The 24,868-nt window shown below is 72.0% G+C and carries 21 protein-coding genes; 4 read left to right on the forward strand and 17 right to left on the reverse strand.

Going from position 1 to position 24,868, the window contains the following annotated elements; all coding sequences use genetic code 11:
• Window positions 1-104: 104 nt before the first annotated feature.
• From CFP65_RS05280 to CFP65_RS05310, 7 genes are all read right to left on the reverse strand, one after another.
• On the reverse strand, window positions 105-935 hold the full coding sequence (locus CFP65_RS05280) for a shikimate dehydrogenase (RefSeq protein WP_104814984.1): 831 nt from the start codon (window positions 933-935) through the stop codon (window positions 105-107).
• Window positions 936-983: 48 nt separating this feature from the next.
• Window positions 984-3,056, reverse strand: a complete 2,073-nt coding sequence (mltG, locus tag CFP65_RS05285; protein ID WP_104814985.1) for an endolytic transglycosylase MltG — start codon at window positions 3,054-3,056, stop codon at window positions 984-986.
• Window positions 3,057-3,168: 112 nt separating this feature from the next.
• Window positions 3,169-4,350: an endolytic transglycosylase MltG gene (gene mltG / locus CFP65_RS05290; protein ID WP_254552243.1), complete on the reverse strand. Its 1,182-nt coding sequence runs from the start codon at window positions 4,348-4,350 to the stop codon at window positions 3,169-3,171.
• Window positions 4,351-4,466: 116 nt separating this feature from the next.
• A complete protein-coding gene (gene ruvX / locus CFP65_RS05295; protein ID WP_104814986.1) occupies window positions 4,467-4,958 on the reverse strand; it encodes a Holliday junction resolvase RuvX in 492 nt (163 codons plus the stop codon).
• Window positions 4,958-7,627, reverse strand: a complete 2,670-nt coding sequence (gene alaS, locus CFP65_RS05300) for an alanine--tRNA ligase (RefSeq protein WP_104814987.1) — start codon at window positions 7,625-7,627, stop codon at window positions 4,958-4,960. Before alaS ends, ruvX begins: the two co-directional genes overlap by 1 nt.
• Window positions 7,627-8,034, reverse strand: coding sequence for a DUF6167 family protein (locus tag CFP65_RS05305; RefSeq protein WP_104814988.1), 408 nt, complete (start codon window positions 8,032-8,034; stop codon window positions 7,627-7,629). Before CFP65_RS05305 ends, alaS begins: the two co-directional genes overlap by 1 nt.
• A 1-nt stretch (window position 8,035) precedes the next feature.
• Window positions 8,036-8,512: a DUF948 domain-containing protein gene (locus tag CFP65_RS05310; protein ID WP_104814989.1), complete on the reverse strand. Its 477-nt coding sequence runs from the start codon at window positions 8,510-8,512 to the stop codon at window positions 8,036-8,038.
• Between the two features lie 186 nt (window positions 8,513-8,698).
• Here CFP65_RS05310 and CFP65_RS38715 point away from each other — a divergent pair, with 186 nt between their 5' ends.
• Complete coding sequence (locus CFP65_RS38715) at window positions 8,699-10,864, forward strand: AAA family ATPase (protein ID WP_158702046.1); 2,166 nt, start codon at window positions 8,699-8,701, stop codon at window positions 10,862-10,864.
• A gap of 78 nt (window positions 10,865-10,942) precedes the next feature.
• On the opposite strand, the gene rpsD is transcribed toward CFP65_RS38715, so the two are convergent.
• Both rpsD and CFP65_RS05325 read right to left on the reverse strand, forming a co-directional pair.
• Window positions 10,943-11,557, reverse strand: coding sequence for a 30S ribosomal protein S4 (gene rpsD, locus CFP65_RS05320; protein WP_104814990.1), 615 nt, complete (start codon window positions 11,555-11,557; stop codon window positions 10,943-10,945).
• 310 nt (window positions 11,558-11,867) lie between these two features.
• Window positions 11,868-13,214: a replication-associated recombination protein A gene (locus tag CFP65_RS05325; protein ID WP_104814991.1), complete on the reverse strand. Its 1,347-nt coding sequence runs from the start codon at window positions 13,212-13,214 to the stop codon at window positions 11,868-11,870.
• A 148-nt stretch (window positions 13,215-13,362) separates the two neighbouring features.
• Here CFP65_RS05325 and CFP65_RS05330 point away from each other — a divergent pair, with 148 nt between their 5' ends.
• On the forward strand, window positions 13,363-13,863 hold the full coding sequence (locus tag CFP65_RS05330; protein ID WP_104814992.1) for a VOC family protein: 501 nt from the start codon (window positions 13,363-13,365) through the stop codon (window positions 13,861-13,863).
• 10 nt (window positions 13,864-13,873) lie between these two features.
• Here CFP65_RS05330 and CFP65_RS05335 read toward each other — a convergent pair whose 3' ends face one another.
• The 6 genes from CFP65_RS05335 to CFP65_RS05360 all read right to left on the reverse strand — a co-directional run bounded on the left by CFP65_RS05335 (window position 13,874) and on the right by CFP65_RS05360 (window position 19,777).
• Window positions 13,874-14,476, reverse strand: coding sequence for an antibiotic biosynthesis monooxygenase (locus CFP65_RS05335; protein ID WP_104814993.1), 603 nt, complete (start codon window positions 14,474-14,476; stop codon window positions 13,874-13,876).
• Between the two features lie 59 nt (window positions 14,477-14,535).
• Complete coding sequence (ppk2, locus tag CFP65_RS05340; protein ID WP_104814994.1) at window positions 14,536-15,336, reverse strand: polyphosphate kinase 2; 801 nt, start codon at window positions 15,334-15,336, stop codon at window positions 14,536-14,538.
• Between the two features lie 64 nt (window positions 15,337-15,400).
• Window positions 15,401-15,898 (reverse strand): GNAT family N-acetyltransferase, encoded by a 498-nt coding sequence (locus CFP65_RS05345; RefSeq protein WP_104814995.1) that lies wholly within the window; start codon window positions 15,896-15,898, stop codon window positions 15,401-15,403.
• 92 nt (window positions 15,899-15,990) lie between these two features.
• Window positions 15,991-17,799 (reverse strand): aspartate--tRNA ligase, encoded by a 1,809-nt coding sequence (gene aspS / locus CFP65_RS05350; RefSeq protein WP_104814996.1) that lies wholly within the window; start codon window positions 17,797-17,799, stop codon window positions 15,991-15,993.
• On the reverse strand, window positions 17,796-19,058 hold the full coding sequence (hisS, locus tag CFP65_RS05355; protein ID WP_104814997.1) for a histidine--tRNA ligase: 1,263 nt from the start codon (window positions 19,056-19,058) through the stop codon (window positions 17,796-17,798). The genes aspS and hisS overlap by 4 nt, the downstream gene beginning before the upstream one ends.
• An 11-nt stretch (window positions 19,059-19,069) precedes the next feature.
• The gene (locus tag CFP65_RS05360) at window positions 19,070-19,777 is read right to left on the reverse strand and encodes an MBL fold metallo-hydrolase (RefSeq protein WP_104814998.1); all 708 of its coding nucleotides are present in this window, start codon (window positions 19,775-19,777) and stop codon (window positions 19,070-19,072) included.
• A gap of 244 nt (window positions 19,778-20,021) precedes the next feature.
• Between CFP65_RS05360 and CFP65_RS05365 the strand changes: the two genes are divergently transcribed.
• Window positions 20,022-20,828: a peptidylprolyl isomerase gene (locus CFP65_RS05365; RefSeq protein WP_104814999.1), complete on the forward strand. Its 807-nt coding sequence runs from the start codon at window positions 20,022-20,024 to the stop codon at window positions 20,826-20,828.
• A 252-nt stretch (window positions 20,829-21,080) separates the two neighbouring features.
• Window positions 21,081-22,310: a DUF349 domain-containing protein gene (locus CFP65_RS05370; protein ID WP_104815000.1), complete on the forward strand. Its 1,230-nt coding sequence runs from the start codon at window positions 21,081-21,083 to the stop codon at window positions 22,308-22,310.
• 62 nt (window positions 22,311-22,372) lie between these two features.
• Here the strand turns inward: CFP65_RS05370 and CFP65_RS05375 are convergent, their stop codons facing one another.
• Both CFP65_RS05375 and CFP65_RS05380 read right to left on the reverse strand, forming a co-directional pair.
• Window positions 22,373-23,233 (reverse strand): geranyl diphosphate 2-C-methyltransferase, encoded by an 861-nt coding sequence (locus CFP65_RS05375; protein ID WP_254552244.1) that lies wholly within the window; start codon window positions 23,231-23,233, stop codon window positions 22,373-22,375.
• Between the two features lie 113 nt (window positions 23,234-23,346).
• Complete coding sequence (locus CFP65_RS05380; RefSeq protein ID WP_104815001.1) at window positions 23,347-24,759, reverse strand: family 2B encapsulin nanocompartment shell protein; 1,413 nt, start codon at window positions 24,757-24,759, stop codon at window positions 23,347-23,349.
• Between the last annotated feature and the right edge of the window lie 109 nt (window positions 24,760-24,868).

A 24,868-nucleotide genomic window follows, 5' to 3' on the forward strand; every position in this document is an offset into this window, starting at 1 on the left:
AGTGGGCGGTCCAGCCCGGAGTCCACCGGTCGGACGTACGGCTGACCTGTTTACCGTCCATCTCTGTCAGATCCGGACCGCTCTCCGTCACTCCCCGTGCGGATCTAGCACTGCAGCGCTTCCTCGCCCGCCGCGCGCATCGCCGCGAGCGGGCCGGCCGGGACGCCGGTGAACTGCTCGAACTGGAGCACCGCCTGGTGCACCAGCAGGTCGAGACCGCCGAGCACCACGGCCCCGCGCTTCGCGCAGGCGGCCACCAGCTCGGTCGGCCAGGGGTGGTAGAGCACGTCGAAGAGCGCCCCCGGCTGCTCCGGCACGCCGGGCGCGAAGACATCGGTCGCCCCCGCCGGGGTGGTGGAGATGGTCAGCGGCGCGGCCAGCGCGTCCGCCGAGCGCTCCCAGTCGGCGGCCCGGACGGCCAGGCCCAGCTTCTCGCCCAGCTCGCGCATCTCGGCGGCCCGCTCGGGGCTGCGCACGTAGACCGTCACCTCGCCGTCGCAGATCTGCGCCAGCGCGGCCAGCGCGGAGGAGGCGGTGGCCCCGGCGCCGAGCACCGAGGCGGCCTCGACCCGCTCGATGCCCCGCTCGCGCAGCGCGTTGACCAGGCCGGGCACGTCGGTGTTGTCCCCGCGCAGCCGCCCGTCGGCCTGCCGCACCACGGTGTTGACGGCGTCCACCGCGAGCGCGGTGGGGCTGATCTCGTCCAGCAGCGGCATGATCGCCCGCTTGAGCGGCATGGTCAGCGAGAGCCCGGCCCAGCCGGGCTCCGCGAACGGCCCGGCCACGAAGGCCGGCAGCCCCGCCTCGTCCACCTCGTGCCGCCCGTACTCCCAGTCGGCCAGCCCGAGCGCGGCGTAGCCCGCCCGGTGCAGCTCCGGCGAGAGCGAGTGCGCGATCGGCGAGCCGAGGACGGCGGCCCGGTGCTGCGGTGTCACGGTGGATCCCCCTGTGTCAGATCAGGTCGCGCTCAGTTCGCTTGGTGCTTACTTGCACATGCCCTGGGCCTCGTCGAAGCCCTGGTTGTGCGCCGAGCAGTAGTCCTTCACGTCCTTCTTGAACTGGTCGAAGGTCGTGGAGAAGCGGGTCTCGGTCGGCGAGAGCGCCACGAAGTACACCCAGTCACCCGCGGTCGGGTTGAGCACCGCCTGGATCGCCTCGTCACCCGGGTTGGAGATCGGGGTCGGCGGCAGGCCCTTGTTGACGTAGGTGTTGTACGGGCTCTTGTCGCCGTCCTTCTCCGCCTTGGTGAAGTTGGTGCGGCCCAGCTTGTACTGGAGCGTGGTGTCCAGCTGGAGCTTGCCCTGGGTCGCGTTGGTCTTCAGGCGGTTGTACAGCACCCGGGCGATCTTGCCGAAGTCCTGGTCGTTGTTGCCCTCGGCCTGCAGGATGCTCGCCTCGGTGAGCACCTCGTAGCCGTTGTTCAGACCGATCTTCTGGGCGTTGCCGTCCAGGTTGAGGTCCTTGTAGTGCTGGGTGGCGTTGGCCACCATCTGCTTGAGCAGGTCCTCGGGCTTCATGCCCTCGGTGATCGAGTACTTGGCCGGGAAGAGGAAGCCCTCGGGGTTGTTGTTCGCGTACTGCGGCAGGCCCAGCTCGCCCGCGTGGGCCTGGGCGGCCTGGGCGGTGGTGCCCTTGTTGAGCTTCAGCTTGCCGTCGATGATCGTGTAGATGTCGGCGGCCTTCTTCCCCTCGGGGATGACCAGCGCGTTGCCGCCGTTGGAGTCGACCAGCAGCGCGACGGCGGACTCGGCCGACATCTGGTGGTGCATGGTGTAGGCACCGGGCTGGATGGTGGACGCCTTGGGGTTGGCCACGAAGGCGTTGTAGAAGGCCTTGACCGACTTGACCACGCCCGCCTCGAAGAGCGTCTGGCCCATCTGCTCGCCCGCCGCGCCCGGCTTGATCTGGATCGACACCGAGCCGGTGCCCGCCCCGGCGTAGTCGGCCGGCGGGCCGAAGTGCCGCTGGTAGAAGCCGTAGCCCCACCAACCGGCCCCGCCCAGGCCGCCGAGCAGCACCAGCGCGACCACCAGGCAGGCGCCGCTGTTGCGGCGGCCGGCGGCCTTGCCCTTCTCCTTGCGCTTGCGCTCGCCCTCGCGGGAGGTGTCCTGCTCGCCGAGGAAGGAGCCCTGCCCCTCCTCGTGGTACTCGTCCTCGTACTCCTCGCCGTGCTCCTCGGCCCAGACCTCGGGCTCCGGCTCGGTCACGGCGGGCGCACCGGCCCCGGCCGGCCCGCCGTGCTCCAGCGCGGCGGCCTCGGCCTCCCAGTCGATCCCGTCCGGCCCGGGCCCGGCGGGCGCGGGGGCCGATCGCTGCTGCTGCACCGGCGGACGGCCGGCGGCCTGCTGCTGACCGAAACGCCCCGGCTGGCCCGGCTGGCCCTGCTGCCCGAACGGCTGCTGGGCCTGCTGCCCGAGCGGCCCACCCGGCCCGGGCCGACCGGGCTGCCCCGGCTGACCACCCGGCGGGAAGCCCTGCGGCCCGCCCTGCTGCTGGAAGCCCTGCTGCTGCGGCATGCCCTGCTGGAGCCCCTGGGCCGGCATCCCCTGCTGCTGGAGGCCCGTCTGCTGGGCGGCCTGCCGCAGCCCCTGCGTCTGGAGCCCCTGCTGCATGCCCTGCTGCCACTGCTGCTGGCCCTGCTGCGGCATCTGCTGCTGCTGAGCCTGCGGCCGGCCGTACGGGTCCTGGGTGTACTGACCCTGCTGCTGGTGCTGCTGGCCGACCTGCTGCCAGGCACCGGTCTGCTGCTGCGCCTGCTGGGCCTGGGCCTGCTGTTGCTGTTGCTGCTGCTGCCACAACTGCTGCTGCTGAGCCTGCTGCTGGGCGTACAGGTCCTGCGCGTACTGCCCCTGCTGCTGGTGCTGCTGCTGGCCGACCTGCTGCCAGGCACCGGTCTGCTGCTGCTGGCCGTACGGGTCCTGCGCGTACTGGTTCTGCTGCTGCCAGGCCGCCTGCTGCGCGGCGGCCTGCTCCTCGGGCGTACCGCCGTATCCGGGGTCGCCTGGGTGCCACGGCTGCGAGCCCTGGGGGTTGTAGCCCCCACCCAGATCACTCATCGAACCCCTTAAACCGACGGAAGACTGCCGTCTCGAACCAGCGTGCTAGCGACACGCCCGGAGGGAGACGTTACCGTACCGCAGGGGGGTCACCGGCCTGGTCAACTCCTCGTCAATGCCCACTGGCGCTCGGTGAGGACCGGGCCTGCGACTGGACGGCGTTGAACTCGGCGACGTTCTTCTGCTGCTGATCGAAGCTGTCGGTGAAGCGGGTGTCACCGGGTCGTACGGTCACGAAGTACAGCCAGTCGCCGTCCGCCGGGTGGGCCGCGGCCCGCAGCGCGTCCCGGCCCGGGTTGGCGATCGGGGTGGGCGGCAGGCCCGGGTGCAGGTAGGTGTTGAAGGGCGAATCCAGCTTGGTGTCGACGTTGGTCGTGGTGAGGGTGGAACGGCCGAGTGCGTAGTTGATGGCGGAGTCGAACTGCAGCGGCATGCCCTTCGCCAGCCGGTTGTAGACCACCCGCGCCACCTTGGCCATGTCCTCCTCGTTGTCCGCCTCGCCCTGCACCAGGCTGGCGATGACCACCAGCCCGTACGGGGTCTGCCCGTTGCCGGCCGCCAGCGAGTCCACGTCCTCGGCGCCGTACACCTTGCCGCTCTGGCCGACCATCTGCTGGAGCAGCGCGAGCGGGCCGCTGTCCCCCGTCACCGGGTAGGTCGCGGGGAAGAGGTAGCCCTCGGCGTTGCCGTTCGCCTGGTCGGGCAGGCCGAGCTCGGCGAGGTGCTGCTGGGCGGTGGTCTGGGTGGTGCCGGGCGGCAGCTTGAGCTTCTGGTCGATCGCGGCGTAGACCTGGGCGGCGCGCCAGCCCTCGGGGATGGTGAGCGCGTTGGCGTTGGCCGGGTCGAGCAGCACGTTGAGCGCGTTGGCGGCCGACATCTGCTGCTTGAGCTGGTAGACGCCCGGCTGGATCCGGGTGCCGGCCGCGCTGTGCGCCGCCGCCTCGGTGAAGGCCCGGGTGCTGGCCACCACGCCGTTCTTGACCAGGGCCTGCCCGATCTGGGTCAGCGAGGCCCCCTGGGCCACCGAGACCTGCACCGTGCCGCTGCCCCCGCCGGGGTAGTCGGCGGCCGGTGCCTGGCCGCTCGGCCAGAGCAGCACGGCCGCCAGTGCCACCGCGCAGACCACGCCCACCAGCGCGCCGACGCTCAGGCAGCAGGCCAGGCCGCTGCGCAGCCGGCGCGGGTCCGGCAGGTCGAGCGCGGGCGGCGCCCCGGGCGGGGCGGCCTCCGGCTCGGCGGCGGGCGCGCCGAGGTGCCCGGGGGTCAGACCGGGTGCGCTGTACGGGTCGGTCAACGGGCCGCTTCTCCCCCAGGAACGGATCCTCCCGGGAACGGACCCCCGGGAACGAATCGGGGGCCCGTGCGGACGCGTCCGCACGGGCCCCCACCAGGGAAGCTAGCCCAGCACCACTACTCGGTGGGCTCGACGCACTCGCCGGGGGCGCGGCCACTCACCCGTTCGGTCTCAAGCGCGCTCTGCAGGATCACCACGGCGGCCGCCTGGTCGATCACCGAGCGGCCCTTCTTGGACGAACGCCCGGCGGCACGCATGCCCTGGGCGGCCGTCACCGTGGTCATCCGCTCGTCCACCAGGCGCACCTTCACCGGGTAGACCAGCATCGCCAGCCGACCCGCGTACTCACGGATCTTGGCCGCGGCCGGGCCCTCCTTGCCGCTCATCGAGCGGGGCAGGCCGACCACGATCTCGATCGCGTCGTACTCCTCGGCGATCGCCTTGATCCGTGCCTGCGAGCGGCCGCCCGCCGGGACGGTCTCCACCGGCGTGGCGATCAGCCCGTCGGGGTCGCAGGACGCGACCCCGATCCGGGCGTCACCCACGTCGACGGCGATCCGGCGCCCCCGGCGGAAGACCTTCTCCTCCTGGGTGGAGTCGTCGTACATCAGCTGGCGCGCTCCGCGACCAGGCCACGGACGGCGGCGATCGCCTCGTCCACGGCACCCGGGTTGGTGCCACCGCCCTGGGCCACGTCGTCCTTGCCGCCACCGCCGCCGCCGAGGGTCTTGGCCGCGACGCGGACCAGCTCGCCGGCCTTAATGCCGCGCCCGCGCGCGTCCTCGTTGGTGGCGATCACGGTCAGCGGGCGGTCGTTCGCCACGGTGAAGGCGGCGACCACGGCCGGGCGCGAGCCCAGGCGGGCACGGACGTCGAGCACCAGCTTGCGCAGCTCGTCCGCACCGGTGCCGTCGGCGACCCGGGCGGCGACCACGGCCACGCCCTGGACGTCCTCGGCACCGGAGGCGAGCCCGGCGGCGGCCGCGAGGACCTTCTCCGCGCGGAAGCGCTCGATCTCCTTCTCCGCGTCCTTGAGCTTGGCGAGCATGCCGGAGATCTTCTCCGGCAGCTCCTCCGGGCGGCCCTTGACCAGCTCGGTCAGCTGGGCCACCACGGTGTGCTCACGGGCCAGGAACTTGTAGGCGTCGGCGCCGACCAGCGCCTCGACCCGGCGCACGCCGGAGCCGATCGAGGACTCGCCGAGCAGCTTCACCAGGCCCAGCTGGGCGGTGTTGCCCACGTGGGTGCCACCGCACAGCTCCTTGGAGAAGTCGCCGATGGTGACCACGCGGACCGAGTCGCCGTACTTCTCGCCGAACATCGCGATGGCGCCGGCCTTGCGGGCCTGGTCCATCGTCATGACCTCGGCGGTGACCTCCAGCTCGCGGGTCAGCACGTCGTTGATCTTCTGCTCCACGTCGGTCAGCACGCTGCCGGGCACGGCGGCGGGCGAGCCGAAGTCGAAGCGGAAGCGGCCCGGGGCGTTCTCCGAACCGGCCTGGGCGGCGGTGGGGCCGAGCGCGTCGCGCAGCGCCTGGTGGGTCAGGTGGGTGGCCGAGTGGGCGCGGGCGATCGCCCGGCGGCGCTCCACGTCGATGGTGGCGTACGCGGCGGCGCCGAGCACGACCTCACCGAAGAGCACGCCGCCGGAGTGCACCACGACGCCCGGCACCGGCTGCTGCACGTCGCGGATCTCCACGACCGCGCCCGAGTCCAGCCGGATCCGGCCGTGGTCGGCCAGCTGGCCGCCGCCCTCGGCGTAGAACGGGGTGCGGTCGAGCACGATCTCGACCTCGTCGCCCTCGCTCGCGGCCGGGGCCGGCGAGCCGTTGACGAGCAGGCCGACGACGGTGGCCTCGCCCTCGGTGGCGGTGTACCCGGTGAAGACGGAGGCACCGGCCTTGTCCGCCACCTCGCGGTAGGCGGCCACGTCGGCGTGGCCCATCTTCTTCGCCTTGGCGTCGGCCTTGGCGCGGTCCCGCTGCTCCTGCATCAGGCGGCGGAAGCCGGACTCGTCCACCTGGAGGCCCTGCTCCTCGGCCATCTCCAGGGTCAGGTCGATGGGGAAGCCGTAGGTGTCGTGCAGCTTGAACGCCTGCTCGCCCGAGAGCACGGCGCGGCCGGCCTGCTTGGTCTCGGTGACGGCGGTGTCCAGCAGGTTGGTGCCGGCCTTCAGGGTCTGGAGGAAGGCGACCTCCTCCGCGACCACGACGGTCTCGATCCGCTTGCGCTCGGACTCCAGCTCCGGGTACTGCGGGGCCATCGCCTTGATCGCGGTGTCGATCAGCACCTGGGCCACCGGCTCGGTGGCGCCCAGCAGGCGCATGTTGCGGATCGCGCGGCGCAGGATGCGGCGCAGCACGTAGCCGCGGCCCTCGTTGCCGGGGGTGACGCCGTCGCCGACCAGCATCAGCGCGGTGCGGATGTGGTCGGTGACCACGCGCAGCGAGACGTCCGACTTGTGGTCGGCGCCGTAGGTGTGGCCGGTGAGCTCGGCGGCGTGGTCGAGGATCATCCGGCTGGTGTCGATCTCGAAGAGGTTGTCGACGTCCTGCAGGATGCAGGCCAGGCGCTCCAGGCCGAGGCCGGTGTCGATGTTCTTGCTCGGCAGGTCGCCGAGGATCTCGAACCCGTCCTTGCCGTCGCCGTGGCCGCGCTCGTACTGCATGAAGACCAGGTTCCAGATCTCCATGTACCGCTCGCCGTTGACGGCCGGGCCGCCCTCCTCGCCGTAGGCGGGGCCGCGGTCGTAGTTGATCTCCGAGCACGGGCCGCAGGGGCCGGGCACGCCCATCGACCAGAAGTTGTCCTTCATGCCGAGGCGCTGGATGCGCTCGGCCGGCACGCCGATGACGTCGCGCCAGATCTGCTCGGCCTCGTCGTCGTCCTTGTAGACGGTGATCCAGAGCTTCTCGGGCTCAAGGCCGTAGCCACCGTCCGCGACGGAGGTGGTGAGCAGCTCCCACGCGTACTTGATGGCCCCTTCCTTGAAGTAGTCGCCGAAGGAGAAGTTGCCGCACATCTGGAAGAACGAGCCGTGCCGGGTGGTCTTGCCGACCTCCTCGATGTCCAGCGTGCGGACGCACTTCTGGACCGAGGTGGCGCGGGTGAACTGCGGCTTGATCTCGCCGAGGAAGTACGGCTTGAAGGGCACCATGCCGGCGTTGACGAGCAGCAGGGTGGGGTCGTCGGCGACCAGCGAGGCCGACGGTACGACGGTGTGGCCGCGCTCCTCGTAGAAGCGCAGCCAGCGGCGGCGGATCTCTGCCGACTCCATTACAGGTCCTCCTGGTTGGTGGTGCCGCCGGGCAGCTCTCGGGGCTGCCGGGGCGTGGGTGCGATGGCCTTGGTGACGCGCTGAGCGGGGGGCAGGGCGACGGCGGGCGAGCCCGGCGCCGCCGAGATAGCTCGGTACCGGGCGTCGCGCCGGGGTGCCCGGCGCGGCTCGAGGACGGCGGTGCCGTCCAGACCGAGGTCGCTGCGCAGCTGCTCCTCGCGCTCGGTCATCCCGGCGCGCACGTCGGCCGCGAAGCGCTTGGCCGCGTCACCCAGCTGGAGGGCGCCGCGCGCGGCGGTGCCCGAGAGGCTGTCCGGGGTGAGCCGGTGCACCGCCTCGTTCGCCTTGTTCATCGCCCACACGGTGGCCCCGGCGCCGACGGCCATCCAGAAGATCCGGCGTACCATCTCAGCCCCTCACGGCTCGGCGGACGCGGGCCAGCAGCCCGCCGCGCGGCGCGGTGGCCGCGCGCACCTCGGCCCGGATCAGCCGGGCCAGCTCCTCGCGCTCGCTGCCCTGCTGGGGCAGCGTCAGCCCGGCCTGCTGACGGCCGACGGCCTTGCGCACGCCGTAGCTGAACGCGGCCACCTTGACCAGCGGGCCGCCGATGGTCGCAGCGACGGTGGAGGAGAGCGCGTTGGCGTTGGCGGCGGCGTCCTGCACGTTGGCGGTGATCTCGTCCACCCGCTCCAGCTGCTCGTTGGCGCTGCGCACGGCCTGCCCGGCCTCGGTGAGCAGCGGCACGGCCCGCTCGGTCACCTCGGTGACCAGCACGGCGGCCTCCCGCAGCACCTTGGAGAGCCGCACCAGCACCACGGCGAGCAGCGTGACCAGGACCGCCCAGAACACGGCGACCAGCAGGCCGGCCAGCTCTCCCACGGACACCTTGCGCGCTCCCTCGGCTTCTCGTCGCTACTGGAGGGAACCCTACCGTGGCGACGTGGTCATTCCCGACTCGATATCCCCGTCGCGGGCCGGGAAGGCGGGCGAACCTCCGTGCGTAACCTACCGGCGGGTCAGGTCGTTGGACGCCCGGACTCTCCGAGGGTGAGGGCCTCGGGGGGAGAGACCGTGTCCAGCGACCAGGCGACCACCACCGCCACCACCCCGGGCCGGCTGCCCGCCGAGCTCACCACCTTCGTCGGCCGCTCCCCCGAACTCGCCGCCCTCCAGAGCCTGTTGACCCGCACCCGCCTGGTCACCGTGACCGGCCCGGGCGGCGTCGGCAAGACCCGCCTGGCGCTGCGGGCTGCCGCCGCCCTGACCCAACCGGCCGCCCCCGCCGCCCCCGCGTACCCGGCCACCGCGGGCACGTCCGGCCTCCCGGCGGGCCCCTTCACCGACACACCCCCCTCCCCCGTCTCGGACCCCCTCCTGTTCCCCGACGGGGTCCGCGTGGTCGAGGTCTCCGCCGTGCAGCACGACCTGCTCCTCGGCCACGCCGTGCAGGAGGCGCTCCGGCTCACCGACAGCACCACCCGGCCACCGCTGGAGGTGCTGGCCGAGCGGCTGGCCGACCGGCGGCTGCTGATCGTGCTCGACGGGTGCGAGCACCTGGTGGCGGCCTGCGCCGAGCTGGTCGAGGAGCTGCTGCGGGCCGCGCCGGGCGTGCGGGTGCTGGCCACCAGCCGCGAGGCGCTCCAGGCGGCCGGCGAGCACCTGCTGCCGGTCACCCCGCTGCCGCTGCCCGAGGCGGCCCGGCTCTTCACCGACCGGGCCACCGCCGTGCTGCCCGGGTTCACCCCCGACGACGCCGTGGAGCCGCTCTGCCGCCGGCTGGACGGCATCCCGCTGGCCGTGGAGCTGGCCGCCGGCCGGCTGCGCACCCTCTCCGTCGAGCAGATCACCCACCGCCTGGACGACCGCTTCGCCCTGCTCACCGGCGGCGCCCGCACCGCCCCGCTGCGCCACCAGACCCTGCGCACCACGATCGGCTGGAGCCACGAGCTCTGCACCCCGCAGGAGCGGCTGCTCTGGGCCCGGCTGGCGGTCTTCGCCGGCGCCTTCGACCTGGACGCGGCCGAGTACGTCTGCGCGGGCGACGGCCTGGCCACCGAGCAGGTGCTCGACCTGCTGGGCGAGCTGGTGGCCAAGTCCGTGCTGCTGCGCGAGTCGGCCCCGGACGGCGGGGTGCGGTTCCGGCTGCTGGACACCCTGCGCGAGTACGGCGGCCAGTGGCTGCGCGCCACCGGCGAGGAGCGCCGGCTGCGCAGCCGGCACCGCGACTGGTACCTGGGCCTGGCCTCCTGGGGCGAGGCCGAGTGGTTCGGCCCGCACCAGGCCGAGACGGCGGAACGGACCCGCCTGGCCCACCCGAACCTGCGCGCCGCGCTGGAGTTCAGTCTGGCCGAGCCCGGCGAGGAGCAGCAGGCCCTGCTGCTGGCGGGCACCCTCTGGTACTACTGGGTCGGCTCCGGCCACCTCGGCGAGGGCCGGCACTGGCTGGACCGGGCCCTGGCGCTCGCCCCCGAGCCGACCCGGGCCCGCGCCAAGGCGCTCTGGGTCACCGGCTACATGGCCACCCTCCAGGGCGACCTGGCCCGGGCCCGCCCGGCCCTGGCCGAGTGCCGCCGCCAGGCGGTGGACACCGGGGACGACCGGGCGCTGGCCTACGCGGTGCACCGGCAGGGCTGCGCCGCGCTGATCGGCGACGAGCCGGCCCGGGCCGCGGTGCTCTTCGAGGAGGCGCTGACCCTCTACGACCGGATCGGCGAGCTCAACTCCAACGTCCTGATGGCGATGTTCGAGCTCGGCGTGGCCTGCCTCTTCCAGGGCGACGAGGAGGGCGCCCGGCACTGGCTGGACAGGGTGAGGGAGATCTGCGAGCGGCACGGCGAGCAGTGGGCCTACGCGTACGCCCTCTACGCCCTGGCCTACGCCCGCTGGCAGACGGGCGAGCTGCGCCCGGCCCGGGCATACGCGCGCGAGTGCGTCCGGCTCAACCACCTCTTCCGCGATCTGCTCGGGGTGGTGCTCGCCCTGGACGTGCTGGCCCTGCTCCAGACCGAGGGCCCGGAGGCCGATCTGGTCGAGGCCCGGGTGCTCCAGGGCGCGGCGCACCGCCTCTGGCAGGCCGTCGGCACCCCGTTCTTCGGCTCCCGCAGCTTCAACGGCCCCTACCGCGAGTGCGAGTCCCGGGCCCGCACCGGCCTGACCGAGCTGGAGTTCGCCGAGGCCTTCACCCGCGGCGCCGCCCTCGACCTGGACGAGGCCGTCGCCCGCGCGCTCGGCGCCTAGGAACGACTCGGCGCCCGGGAACGACCGAGCCCCCGGTCGCCTTCCGAGGAAGGCGACCGGGGGCTCGGTGCTCGCGGGTCAGCGCGAGTAGTACTCGACGACCAGCTGCTCGTCGCAGATCACGGGGATCTCGCGGCGGAGCGGGGTGCGGTCCAGGCGGAACGCCAGGGCCTTGAGGTTGACCTCGAGGTACTTCGGGGTCTGGCCCTCGCCCGCGTAGCCACCCTCACGGGCGACCTGGAACGGGACCTTCTCCTTGCTACGCTCACGCACGGTGACGACGTAGCCCGGCTTCATCAGGAACGACGGCTTGTTGACCTTGCTGCCGTTGACCTCGATGTGGCCGTGGACGACCATCTGGCGGGCCTGGTAGATGGTGCGGGCGATGCCCGAACGCAGGACCAGGGCGTCGAGACGGGTCTCCAGCAGGGCGACGAGCGCCTCACCGGTCTTGCCCTCGACCTTCTTGGCGGACTCGAAGGCGCGAGCCATCTGCTTCTCGCTCAGGTCGTACTGGGCGCGCAGACGCTGCTTCTCGGTCAGACGGACCTTGTAGTCAGAGTTCTGCTTGCGGCCACGGCCGTGCTGGCCGGGCGGGTACGGGCGCGCCTCGAAGTACTTGACGGACTTCGGGGTCAGCGGAATGCCCAGGGCACGGGCAATCTTGACCTTGGGGCGCTTCTGGTTCGCCATGAACCAAACCTCTCTTGCGTGTGAATACGGCTGTCACCAGGTGTTGACGGAGGTCGCCTCTCGCGACCCGGAGAAACCACCCGTACGAGTGGTCAGCCGCCTCCGGGGCCGGGCACAGAAGTGCTTGTTACACGCGCCGCCCGATGGACGGCCCGCGACACCGGTGAAGGTGCGCGACGCTCCTGGAGACCCCCGCGAAGGGGAGCCTCGGGCCATTGCCCCGCTGGTGCGGACGGTCGACGGGTCACCCCATCGCCGTGCCCGGGACATGGCACTCCGAGCAACTATACCCGCCGGCCACCATCACCCTTCACTGGCCCCTGAGCTTGCCCCTGGTCCACTCCACCACGTCCGCGTACCGGGCCTCGCCGCCGTGCCTGGTCGGCTGGTAGTACTCCTTGCCGTGCACGGAGTCCGGCGCGTACTGCTGGGCGGCGATCCCGCCGGGCAGGTCGTGCGGGTACCGGTAGCCCTTGCCGTGGCCCAGCTTGCCCGCGCCGCCGTAGTGCGCGTCCCGCAGGTGCGGCGGGACGGCCCCGGCCAGGCCCTGGCGGACGTCGGCCAGGGCCGCGTCGATCGCCAGGTAGGCCGCGTTGGACTTGGGCGCGAGCGCCAGCGCGATGGCGGCCTGGGAGAGGATGATCCGGGCCTCGGGGAAGCCGATCAGGGCCACCGCCTGGGCGGCGGCCACCGCCGTCTGCAGGGCCGTCGGGTCGGCCAGGCCGATGTCCTCGCTGGCGGAGATCATCAGGCGGCGGGCGATGAACCGCGGGTCCTCGCCCGCCTCGATCATCCGGGCCAGGTAGTGCAGGGTGGCGTCCACGTCGCTGCCCCGGATCGACTTGATCAGGGCGCTGGCCACGTCGTAGTGCTGGTCGCCGTCCTTGTCGTAGCGCACGGCGGCCTGGTTGACGGCCGTCTCGGTGATCGCCAGGGTGATCTGGGCCGAGCCCTGCTCGATCGCGGCGCCGGCCGCCGCCTCCAGCGTGGTGAGCGAGCGCCGGGCGTCCCCGCCGGCCAGCCGGACCAGGTGGTCCTCGGCCTCCGCGGTCAGCTCCACCGAGCCGCCCAGGCCGCGCTCGTCGGCCACCGCGCGGCGCAGCAGCGTGCGGATGTCCTCGTCGGTGAGCGACTGCAGGGTGAGCAGCAGCGAGCGGGAGAGCAGCGGGGAGATCACCGAGAAGTACGGGTTCTCGGTGGTGGCGGCGATCAGGGTGACCCAGCGGTTCTCCACCGCGGGCAGCAGCGAATCCTGCTGGGCCTTGGAGAAGCGGTGGATCTCGTCCAGGAAGAGGACGGTCTCCTTGCCGCTCATGCCGACGGCCCGGCGGGCGCCGTCGATCACGGCGCGCACCTCCTTGACCCCGGCGGTGATCGCGGAGAGCTCGACGAACCGGCCCTCGACGGCCTGGCTGATCACGTGGGCCAGCGTGGTCTTGCCGGTGCCGGGCGGGCCCCAGAGGATCACCGAGCTGGTCGCGGCCGGGCCGCGGGTGCTCGCCACCAGGCGGCGCAGCGGCGAGCCCTCCTTGAGCAGCTGCCGCTGGCCGGCCACCTCGTCGAGGGTGCGGGGACGCATCCGCACGGCCAGCGGGGCCCGGCCGGGCTCGGCGGCCTGGCGGTCCTCGGCGGCGGCGGTGAAGAGGTCGGGTTCCACGCCTTGAAGCGTATGCGAGTCGACCGACAGGCCGGACCGGTCCGGTCGCTCCGACCGGCCTCCGACCGGTGGTTCAAATTCAAACTTGAGTAGTTCGAATTTGAACCGTACCCTGGAGGAGCACCACCGACCGAGGGAGTTGTCCGCCATGCCCGTCCGCCGTCTCAACCACGCCGTGCTCTGGATCCGCGAGGTCGACCGCTCGGTCGCGTTCTACACCGAGCTGTTCGGCTTCAAGGTGGACCACCTGATCCCCGGCCGGGCCGCCTTCCTGAGCGCCCAGGAGACCCTCAACGACCACGACCTCGGCCTGTTCGCGATCGGCGCCGACGCCCCGGGCCCGGAGCAGGGCCGGGTCGGCCTCTACCACCTGGCCTGGGAGGTCGGCACCCTCGGCGAGCTGGCCGAGATCGGGCAGCAGCTCGCCGAGCGCGGCGCGCTGGTCGGGGCCACCGACCACCTGGTCTCCAAGTCCTTCTACGCCAAGGACCCGGACGGCAACGAGTTCGAGCTGATGTGGCGCGTCCCCCGCGAGGACTGGCCCGCCGAGGGCACCGACGCCCGCCCTGGCGCCCTCGACCTCGCGGCCGCCCTCAGCCGCTGGGGCGCCGACCTGGCCACCGGCGCGGCGGCCGGCTCCGCCACCTGACCGACGGGCCTCAGGCCGGCCGGTCGAGCAGGGCCACGTCGAACTCCTCCAGGGAGCGCACCCTGACCCCGGCGGCGACCGTGGCCTTCGCCCGGATCGCCGCCTGCGGTCCGCGCGAGGCCTCCAGGGCGGCCCGGTCGCGGAAGAGCGCGCCCACGCTGCCCTGACCCCGGGCCCGGTCGATCAGCAGCGCGCCGCCGACGAACCCGTCGAGGGTCTCCAGACCGGGCACCGCCCGGTCCTGGTAGGAGCTCACCAGCCGGTCGGCCCCGGCCGGGTCGAACTCGAGCCGGACCAGCCGGAACGCACCGGCCTGCGCACTGCCCCGCTGGGCCGAGGCGGCCTCCCAGACGTCGACCGTCACCGTCCCCTCGAAGGCGGCGAGCAGTTCGTCGCGCCGGCCCGTGAGCTCGGCGAAGCTCGCCCGCTCGGCCTCCTGGCTCTCCCACCAGGAGCCGAGCATGATCTTGCCGAGCCCACGGTCCGTGAAGACGCTGAACCCCCGGTACCCGGGCCGCGCGGCCAGCAGCCCGACGGCCTCGGCCTTCAGGCCGTCGACCGTCTTGTCGACCAGGCCCGGATCACCGGTCAGATAGATGGTGCGGACGTACATGGCGACGCCTCCGTCCCTCTCCCCTCCATCCGACGCCCGCCCCCGGGTCGCGGCAACCCCTACAGCTGCGCCGCGTGGTCCGGCACGTACTTCTGCAGGTCGCGCGGGGGGCGTTGGTAGCCGGTGGCCGGCGGGCGCGGGGGCAGCGAGACGGGGGGCTTGGACACGTCCTTGTACGGGAGGGTGGAGAGCAGGTGGGCGATCATGTTGATCCGGGCCCGCTTCTTGTCGTCGCTCTCCACCACGTTCCACGGGGACTCGGGCAGGTCGGTGTGGACGAACATCTCGTCCTTGGCCCGGGAGTAGTCCTCCCAGCGGCTGATCGACTCGGTGTCCATCGGCGAGAGCTTCCACCGCCGCATCGGGTCCTCCAAGCGCGAGCGGAAGCGGCGCTCCTGCTCGATGTCGCTCACCGAGAACCAGTACTTGCGGAGCTGGATGCCGGCCTCGATCAGCATCCGCTCGAAGGTCGGGCACTGGTGCAGGAACTGCTGGTACTCGAGCTCGGTGCAGAAGCCCATCACCCGCTCCACCCCGGCCCGGTTGTACCAGGACCGGTCGAACAGCACGATCTCCCCGGCGGCGGGCAGCTGCTCCACGTACCGCTGGAAGTACCACTGCCCGCGCTGGCGCTCGGTCGGCGCCGGCAGCGCCGCGATCCGGGCCACGCGCGGGTTGAGGTACTCGGTGACGCGCTTGATCGCGCCGCCCTTGCCGGCCGCGTCCCGGCCCTCGAAGACCACCACCAGGCGGACTCCCTCGGCCCGGACCCACTCCTGGAGCTTCACCAGCTCGCTCTGCAGCCGCAGCAGCTCCCGCTCGTACACCTTCTTGGACAGCCGCTCCGCGTCCTTGGCCATGCGCCCTCCGCCCACCGTGTGCTGATGATCACTCACGTTAGAGCGGGCCGGGGCGGAGCGCAGGTCAGACCGCGCCGAACGGTTCGGGGTAGCGGCAGTGGCCCTGCGGCAGCTCGCCCTCGACCAGGGCGAGGGCGTGCACGTGCTCGGGCGGGAAGTCGGCGGTGATGCCGCGTTCGAAGGCCGGGGTGAAGCCGAACCGGGTGTAGTAGCGCTGGTCGCCGACCACGACCACCAGGCGCTCGTCGGCCTCGGCGGCGGCGGCCAGCGCGGCCAGCACCAGCTGCCTGCCGACCCCCTTGCGCTGCCACTCGGGGGCCACCGCCACCGGCGCCAGGGCCAGGGCCCAGCCGTCGCCGACCTGGAGCCGGGTGAGCAGCGCGTGGCCGACCACCAGCCCGCCCTCCTCCACCGCCACCACCGAGAGGGCCGGCAGCCAGGCCGGGTCCCGCCGGAGCGCGTCGACCAGATCGGCCTCGTCGGGCCCGGGGAAGGCCGCCATGTGCACCCGTCTGGTGGCGGGGGCGTCCTCGGGCAGCTCGACTCTCGTCGTGACGGTCATCTCCGGGTCCTTCTCGTCGCACGCCGTTGTGGGACGGCCCCGGCCGGTGCTTCGCAGCACCGACCGGGGCCTGGGAGGGCACTGATGTTACGTCAGGCCTGCTTCTCCGTCTGCTTCTCCGTCTGGGTCTCCGACTTCGCCTCATCGCGAGTCCTGGGCTGCGCGTCCACGCCGGCCTCCCGGCGCTGGGCCGGGGTGATCGGGGTCGGGGCGCCGGTGAGCGGGTCACCACCGGTGGAGGTCTTCGGGAAGGCGATGACGTCCCGGATGGTGTCGTACCCGCCGAGCAGGGTCACCACGCGGTCCAGGCCGAGCGCGATCCCGCCGTGCGGCGGCGGGCCGTAGTTGAAGGCGTCCAGCAGGAAGCCGAACTGCGACTGCGCCTCCTCCTCCGACAGGCCGATCGCGTCGAAGGCGCGCTTCTGCACCTCGCGCTGGTGGATACGGATCGAGCCGCCACCGAGCTCGGAGCCGTTGAGCACCAGGTCGTACGCGTTGGAGAGCGCGCTGCCCGGGTCGGTGTCGAAGGTGGCCAGCGACTCGGCGGTCGGCGCGGTGAAGGGGTGGTGCACCGCGTGCCAGCCCTGGAACTCGCCCTTGTCGTCCTCGATCGGCTCGAACATCGGGAAGTCCACGACCCAGAGGAAGGCCCAGGCCGACTCGTCGATCAGCTCGCAGCGCTTGCCGATCTCCAGGCGGGCGGCGCCGAGCAGCTCCTGCGAGGCGGTCTTCTTGCCCGCCGCGAAGAAGATCGCGTCGCCGTTCTTGGCACCCGCGGCGGCCGCCAGGCCGGCCAGGTGCTCCTCGGAGAGGTTCTTGGCCACCGGGCCGCGCAGCTCGCCGGTCTCGGCGTCGATCACGACGTACGCGAGACCGCGGGCACCGCGCGCCTTGGCCCAGTCCTGCCAGGCGTCCAGCGCCTTGCGCGGCTGCGAGGCGCCGCCCGGCATGACCACGGCACCGACGTACGGGGCCTGGAACACGCGGAACTCGGTGCCCTTGAAGTACTCGGTGAGGTCGGTCAGCTCCTGGCCGAAGCGCACGTCCGGCTTGTCCGAGCCGTAGCGGTTCATCGCGTCCGCGTAGGACATGCGCGGCAGCGGGTTCGGGATCTCGTAGCCGTGCACCTCCTTCCAGATCCGGCCGACGATCTTCTCGCCGAGGGCCAGGACGTCCTCCTGGTCGACGAAGGAGGCCTCGATGTCCAGCTGGGTGAACTCCGGCTGCCGGTCGGCGCGGAAGTCCTCGTCGCGGAAGCAGCGGGCGATCTGGTAGTACCGCTCCATGCCGGCCACCATCAGCAGCTGCTTGAACAGCTGCGGCGACTGCGGCAGGGCGTACCAGTGGCCCGGCTGCAGGCGGACGGGCACCAGGAAGTCGCGGGCGCCCTCGGGGGTGGAGCGGGTGAGGTACGGCGTCTCGATGTCGAGGTAGTCGTTCTCCTCCATCACCGTGCGGATGATGTGGTTGACCTTCGAGCGCAGGCGCAGCGCGCGGGCCGGGCCCTCGCGGCGCAGGTCCAGGTAGCGGTAGCGCAGCCGGACCTCCTCGTTGACGGTGCCGGGCTCGTACTCGGCGACCTGGAAGGGCAGCGCGGCGGCCTCGGAGAGCACCTCGAGCTCGGCGACGACGACCTCGACGGCGCCGGTGGCGATCTCGGGGTTCTCGTTGCCCTCGGGGCGGACGCGGACCTCGCCGGTGACCTTGACGCAGTACTCGGAGCGCAGGTCGCCGATGGCCTCCAGGTCGCGGGCCACGATCTGCACGGTGCCGGAGGCGTCGCGCAGGTCGATGAAGGCCACGCCGCCGTGGTCGCGGCGGCGGGCGACCCAGCCGGCCAGGGTGACGGTGGTGCCGGCGTGCTCCGCGCGGAGCGTGCCCGCGTCGTGCGTGCGGATCACAGCTGCTTCTCCTTCAGGGTGGTGACGAGTGCGTCGAGGGCGACGGGGGTCTGCTCGCCGGTGCTCATGTCCTTGAGCTGGACGACGCCCTCGGCGAGGTCCCGGTCGCCCGCGACGAGCGCGAAGCGGGCGCCGGACCGGTCGGCGGACTTCATGGCGTTCTTGATGCTCTTGACGCCGAAGGCGAGGTCGGTGGCGACACCGGCCCGGCGCAGCTCGACGACCTTGGCGAAGAGGACGTTCTTGGCCTCCTCGCCGAGCGCGACGGCGTAGACGGAGGTGGCGGAGGGCAGCTCGAGGGTGATGCCCTCGGCCTCCATCGCCAGGAAGGTGCGGTCGACGCCGAGCGCCCAGCCGACCGAGGGCAGTGCCGGGCCGCCGATCATCTCGGAGAGGCCGTCGTAGCGGCCGCCGCCACCGATCGCGGACTGCGCGCCGAGGCCGTTGTGCACGAACTCGAAGGTGGTGCGGGTGTAGTAGTCGAGGCCGCGCACCAGCTTGGGGTCGTCGACGAAGGCGACCCCGGCCAGGGTGAGCAGCTCGCGCACCTTCTCGTCGTAGGCCTTGCACTCCTCGCAGAGGAAGTCGCGCAGCATCGGGGCGTCCACCAGCTGGGCCTGCACCGACTCGCGCTTGTCGTCGAGCACCCGGAGCGGGTTGATCTCGGCCCGGCGCATCGTCTCCTCGTCCAGGTCGAGACCGGAGAGGAACTCGATCAGCGCGGCGCGGTAGACCGGGCGGCACTGCTTGTCGCCGAGGCTGTTGAGCAGCAGCGAGTAGTTCGCCAGGCCGAGCGCCTTGAAGGCGTCGTCGGCCAGGATGATCAGCTCGGCGTCCAGCGCCGGGTCCTCCGCGCCGATCGCCTCGGCGCCGACCTGGGAGAACTGCCGGTAGCGGCCCTTCTGCGGGCGCTCGTAGCGGTAGTAGGTGCCGGAGTACCAGAGCTTGACCGGCAGGTTGCCCTGCTTGTGCAGGTTGGCCTGGAGGGCGGCGCGCAGCACCGAGGCGGTGCCCTCGGGGCGCAGCGCGAGCTCGTCGCCGCCGCGGGTGGTCAGGCTGTACATCTCCTTGGAGACGATGTCGGTGGACTCGCCGACACCGCGGGAGAAGAGCTTGACGTCCTCGAAGACCGGGGTCTCGATGTAGCCGTAGCCGGCCCGGCGGGCCGGCGCGGCGATGGCCTCGCGGATCGCCAGGAAGGTCGCGGAGCTCGGCGGCAGCAGGTCGTAGGTGCCCTTGGGGGCGGTGAAGGTGCTCAACTTCTCTTCCGTCACATTCCTCGTCGCGGGATGGTCGGGGCGCCGAACGCTCCCGCCGCCTGCTGGAGGTAGGGGTTGGTGGCGCGCTCGCGACCGATGGTGGTCTGGCCGCCGTGTCCGGACAGGACCACGGTGGCGTCGTCGAGGGGCAGGCAGACCCGGGCCAGCGAGGCCATCATGGACTCGCTGGAGCCGCCCGGGAGGTCCGTGCGCCCGATGGAGCCGGCGAACAGCAGGTCGCCCGAGAAGAACACCGGAGGGATGTCCTTCGAAGCGGGCGTCCGGAACGTCACCGACCCCTTGGTATGGCCGGGCGCGTGGTCGACGGTCAGCTCCATCCCGGCGAGCTTCAGCACACTGCCGTCGGTCAGCTCGCGGACGTCGTCCGGCTCGCCGACGGTGATGCTGCCCATCAACTGCTGCCCGAGCGAGCGGCCGAGGCCGCGCTCCGGGTCGGCCAGCATGTACCGGTCCTCGGGGTGGATCCAGGCCGGGACGCCGGTGGCGCCGCAGACCGGCATCACCGAGGCGACGTGGTCGATGTGGCCGTGGGTGAGCAGCACCGCGACGGGCTTGAGCCGGTGCTCGCGGATGAGGTCCTCGACGCCCTGCGCGGCCTCGTGGCCGGGGTCGACGATCACGCACTCCTCACCGGCGGCCGGGGCGACCAGGTAGCAGTTGGTGCCCCAGGCTCCGGCGGGAAATCCGGCGACGAACACGCGAGACCTCGATCGGGTTGAGTGGTGATTAGCTCTGCTAACAGCGCAGCCTACCGGCGGTACGGCACCGGTTGCTAACCGGATACGCACCCGGTCGGGTAGCCCGGTCCGGTGAAATCGTGACCTTCGCTTTTCACGGCTGATCTCGTACTTACACACGAAGTCCCTACACTTGGCCGCCGTGGGGTGCGACGATCCGCATCCACACCCCCCAGAGGTCCAGCGCAACTAGGAGACACGGCCGGTGACCAGCAGCGAACAGCGACGGCGTCAGCTCGCCCGCGAGAAGTACGAGCGGCAGATGAAGAACCGCGCCGAGGCCCAGGCCCGCGCGAAGCGCCGCAACCTGACCGTGGGTGCCGCCGCCCTGGCCGTGGTGGTCCTGGCCGCCGGTGGCGCCTGGGCCGGCGGGGTCTTCTCCTCGGACAAGAAGAAGGACGACGCCGCCGCCGCGCAGCCCTCGGCCGCTCCCTCGGCCGCGGTGACCCCGGTCAAGGGCTGCAACCCGCCGGCCGCCGGCGCGCCGAACGGCAAGCAGTGGCAGGCCGAGCCGGCCATGACGGTCGACACCAAGGCCACCTACACGGCCTCGCTCGACACCTCCTGCGGCAAGGTGACGCTCACCCTGGACGCGGCCAAGGCGCCGCACACGGTGAACTCCTTCGCCTACCTGTCGGACCAGCAGTACTTCGACCACGTCAAGTGCCACCGCCTCACCACCGAGGGCATCTACGTGCTCCAGTGCGGTGACCCGACCGGCACCGGCTCGGGCGGCCCGGGCTACAAGTTCGCCGACGAGAACCTGACCGGCGCGACCTACCCGGCCGGCACCGTGGCCATGGCCAACGCGGGCCCGGGCACCAACGGCAGCCAGTTCTTCCTGGTCTACAAGGACACCCAGCTGCCCCCGAACTACACCCCGTTCGGCAAGATCACCGGTGGCCTGGACGTGCTCCAGAACATCGCCGCCGGCGGCGTGCAGGGCGGCGGCGGGGACGGCGCGCCCAACGCCAACGTGGTGCTGAACTCGGTGAAGACCACCAAGAGTTGATTCCTCGCGGCGGGCCCCGGGCGCGGCTCGGGGCCCGCCGCGCGAACTCACCCGGCCCGGATGCGGACAGCACCGGCGCTGGTCGCCTATGTTGCTGTTGTATAGGGTGCCCTGACCGTCGGCCGTCACCCTCGGCACAGAAGTTCTCGACGGTCCGGACGGCGGACTCGATCGGTCCGCCGCACATCTAACTGTGGACGACGTACCACGCGCCGCCGAGCGGCGGGCGTGACGTCATGTGGAGGAGGCGCTGTGACCAGCGATCCGTGGGGCCGTGTGGACGAGCAGGGGACGGTCTACGTCAGGACGGCGGACGGCGAACGCGTCGTCGGCTCCTGGCAGGCAGGCTCGCCCGAGGAGGCCCTGGCGTACTTCGAGCGCAAGTTCGAGGGTCTGGCGGCCGAGATCGGCCTCCTGGAGCACCGCGTCCGCAAGACCGACCTGGCCGCGAAGGACGCGCAGACCGCGCTGGACCACCTGCGCGCCCAGGTGGCCGAGGGCCACGCCGTGGGCGACCTGGCCTCGCTCGCCAAGCGCCTGGAGACCCTGACCGGGGAGATCGAGTCCCGCCAGGCCGAGCGCAAGGCCGCCCGGGCCAAGGCCCAGGAGGAGACCCGCACCGCCAAGGAGCAGCTGGTCGCCGAGGCCGAGCAGCTGGCCGAGTCCACCCAGTGGCGGGAGGCCGGCGACCGGCTGCGCGCCCTGGTGGACACCTGGAAGGCGCTGCCCCGGCTCGACCGCAAGAGCGACGACGAGTTCTGGCACCGCTTCTCGCACGCCCGCTCGGTGTTCTCCAAGCACCGCAAGGCGCACTTCGCCACCCTGGACTCCGAGCGCGACCAGGCCAAGGCCGCCAAGGAGCGCCTGGTGGCCCAGGCCGAGGCGCTCTCCAGCTCCACCGAGTGGGGCGACACCGCCGCCGCCTACCGCGACCTGATGACGCAGTGGAAGGCCGCCGGCCGCGCCCAGCGGGACGCCGAGGAGGAGCTGTGGGCCCGCTTCCGCGGCGCCCAGGACGTGTTCTTCCAGGCCCGCTCCGCCGTCTTCAGCGAGCGGGACGCCGAGCAGGGCGAGAACCAGAAGCTCAAGGAGGCCCTGCTGGTCGAGGCCGAGGCGATCCTCCCGATCACCGACCTCAAGGCCGCCAAGGCCGCCCTGCGGGACGTGAACGAGCGCTGGGAGGCCATCGGCCACGTCCCGCGCGACGCCCGCCCCCGCCTGGACGCCCGCCTCAACACGGTGGAGCGCGCCATCCGCGAGGCCGAGGACGCCGAGTGGAAGCGCTCCAACCCGGAGGCCAAGGCCCGCGCCAACGGCATGACCGCGCTGCTCCAGGGCGCCGTGGACAAGCTCCAGGGCGAGCTGGAGAAGGCCCGCGCGGCCGGCAACGCGAGCAAGGTCGCCAAGCTGGAGACCGAGCTGGCCGGCCGTCAGGCGCTGCTCGACCAGGCCCTGAAGAGCCTGGAGGAGTTCGGCGGCTGAATCCGCTGACCCACGGCAGGAAGGCCCCCCGGCGTCCCGGGGGGCCTTCCTCGTGCTCGGGGTCAGATCTTGTCGGCCGCGATCATCAGGTAGTGGAAGCTGCCCTCCTTGTACGCCGTCAGGAAGGCGTCCTCGATCCCGCTGGCCACGCTGGACTCCGCCCGCAGCTCCCAGTACGGGATGGTCGCGGCGGTCAGGTCCACCACGCTGATCGGCAGCAGGCCGTTGGCCGACATCGCGGCGAAGTACTCGCTGCGCGGGTGGATGTCGCAGATGTAGTGCGCGTCGATCTGGCTGACCGCCCGCGAGGGCTGGCGGCCGTGCACGTCGTTGTAGCAGCCGGTGATGGTCACGTACCGGCCGCCGGGCTTGAGCACCCGGGCGTGCTCGGCGAAGAGCTGGTACAGGTCGACGTACATGGTGCTCTCGTTGTTCCAGATCGCCTGGAAGGTGTTCGCCGGGAACTGGTTGTCGAGCATGTTCCGGAAGTGGAAGGCCACCTTGTCGTCCACCCCGCGCTCGCGGGCCTGGCCGTTGGCGAAGTCCACCTGCTTCTGCGAGATGGACATGCCGTCGGCCCGGCAGCCGAACCGCAGGTTCGCCAGGAAGCTGGTGCCGCCGCGGCCGGAGCCGGCGTCCAGGATCCGGTCCTGCGGGCCGAGCGGGCCCAGCTGGTCGAGCAGGAACTCGGCCTGGGCGCCCTCCAGCCGGTGCAGCTCCTGGATGATCCGCTCGTCCCGGCCCTCCGCCGGGCCCTCCAGGGCCGCGTGGTCGACCGCACCGATGCCGTAGTGGTGGTGGAAGGTGCCGGAGACCTCGCCGAGGCGGATGTTGACCGGTGCCTCCTCCTCGTTCCAGTACTCGGCCACGGACTTCTGGTAGCGGGTGGCCAGCACGGCGGTCTGGGTGTCGATGTCGATCACGGGGGTCTCCTCAACTGTGGTGGTGACGTGGGTCGCCGGCCGGCTCCGGTCGGGCGGTCGGCAGGGTGTGAGGTCTCTCGGGAGCTCTCTGCGGAGTCCTCTGCGGAGCTCGCTCAGGAGCGCGGAGCGGCGATGTGCACGTTCTCCAGCACCCCGATGGCGTCGGGCACCAGCACGGCCGCCGAGGAGTAGGCCGTCACCAGGTACCTGGTGACCGCGTGCTCGTCGATGCCCATGAAGCGCACGTTCAGCCCGGGCTCGTACTCGTCGGGGATGCCGGTCTGGCGCAGGCCGACCACGCCCTGGCGGTCGGCGCCGGTGCGCATGGCCAGGATCGAGGTCAGCTGGCCGTCACCGACCGGGATCTTGCCGCAGGGGAAGAGCGGCACGCCCCGCCAGGCGGGCAGCCGGTGGCCGTCCACCTCGGTGTGGTCGGGGTAGATGCCACGCTTGCTGCACTCCCGGTAGAAGGCGGCGATCGCCTTGGGGTGGGCCAGCAGCAGGTCGGTGTCGCGGCGCATCGCGAGCAGCTCGTCCAGGTCGTCCGGAGTCGGCGGGCCCGAGTGGGTGTTGATCCGCTGGTCGTAGTCGGCGTTGTGCAGCAGGCCGTAGTCGCGGTTGTTGACCAGCTCCCACTCCTGGCGCTCGCGGATCTCGTGCACGGTGAGCTTGAGCTGCTCCTGGAGCTGGTCCATCGGCCCGTTGTAGAGGTCGGAGACCCGGGAGTGCACCCGCAGGACGGTCTGGGTCGGCGAGAGCTCGTACTCGCGGGGCGCGAGCTCGTAGTCCACGTAGGTGCCCGGCAGCGGGTGCTCGCCCTCGTGTCCGGCCGCCAGTGCGATTTCCGCCTCGCCCTTGGAATTCACGCCGCGGGCGGCGTTGGCGAGGAATGCGGCGACCTGCTCGCGGAGACTCTCGGAACGTTCGAACAATTCCGTGAAATCGGCCCAGGAAAGCGCCATCACGACACCGGCCGTCTCGGCCCGATAAGTCGAGGCCCAGCGCGGATCGGGCCCGTCCAGCGCCTCGTCGCCGAGGTGGTCGCCATCGGCGACCACGCCGTGCGAGGCCGCCTCGCCGTATTTACCGGCGGCAATGCGTTCGATTCGGCCGTGGGCGACCACGAACACCTCGGTGATCGGCTGCCCCTGCTCGACCAGCACCTGGCCGGCCCGGACCTCCCGCACCGCGAACCGGCCGGCCAGCTCCTCCAGCAGGGCCTCGTCCCGGTAGCCGCGCAGCACCGGCAGCTCGGTCAGCGTGCCGGGGATGATCCGCACGTCGTCCGCGCCGGCCTGGGCGAAGCTCACCCGGCCCCGGCCGACCGCCAGCGAGAGGCGCCGGTTGACGCGGTACGCACCACCGGAGACCTCCATCCAGGGAAGTCGCCGCAGCAGCCAGCGCGAACTGATCCCGCGCATCTGCGGAGCGGATTTCGTGGTCGTCGCCAAATTGCGGGCGGCGGCGGTGCCGAGGCTGGAGCGATTCTGCTCTGCCAATGAGCCGATATCGGCTTCGACGGTCATTCTTCTTCTCCGTGGCGTCGTGGGGATGACCCATTAGTACCGACGCCACGGGAAGGCTGACCTCTTTTCAGAAAAGCGGAACGCGGGTTCGAAACGAACCCGCCATTCC

Source organism: Kitasatospora sp. MMS16-BH015 (assembly GCF_002943525.1).
Classification (GTDB): Bacteria; Actinomycetota; Actinomycetes; order Streptomycetales; family Streptomycetaceae; genus Kitasatospora.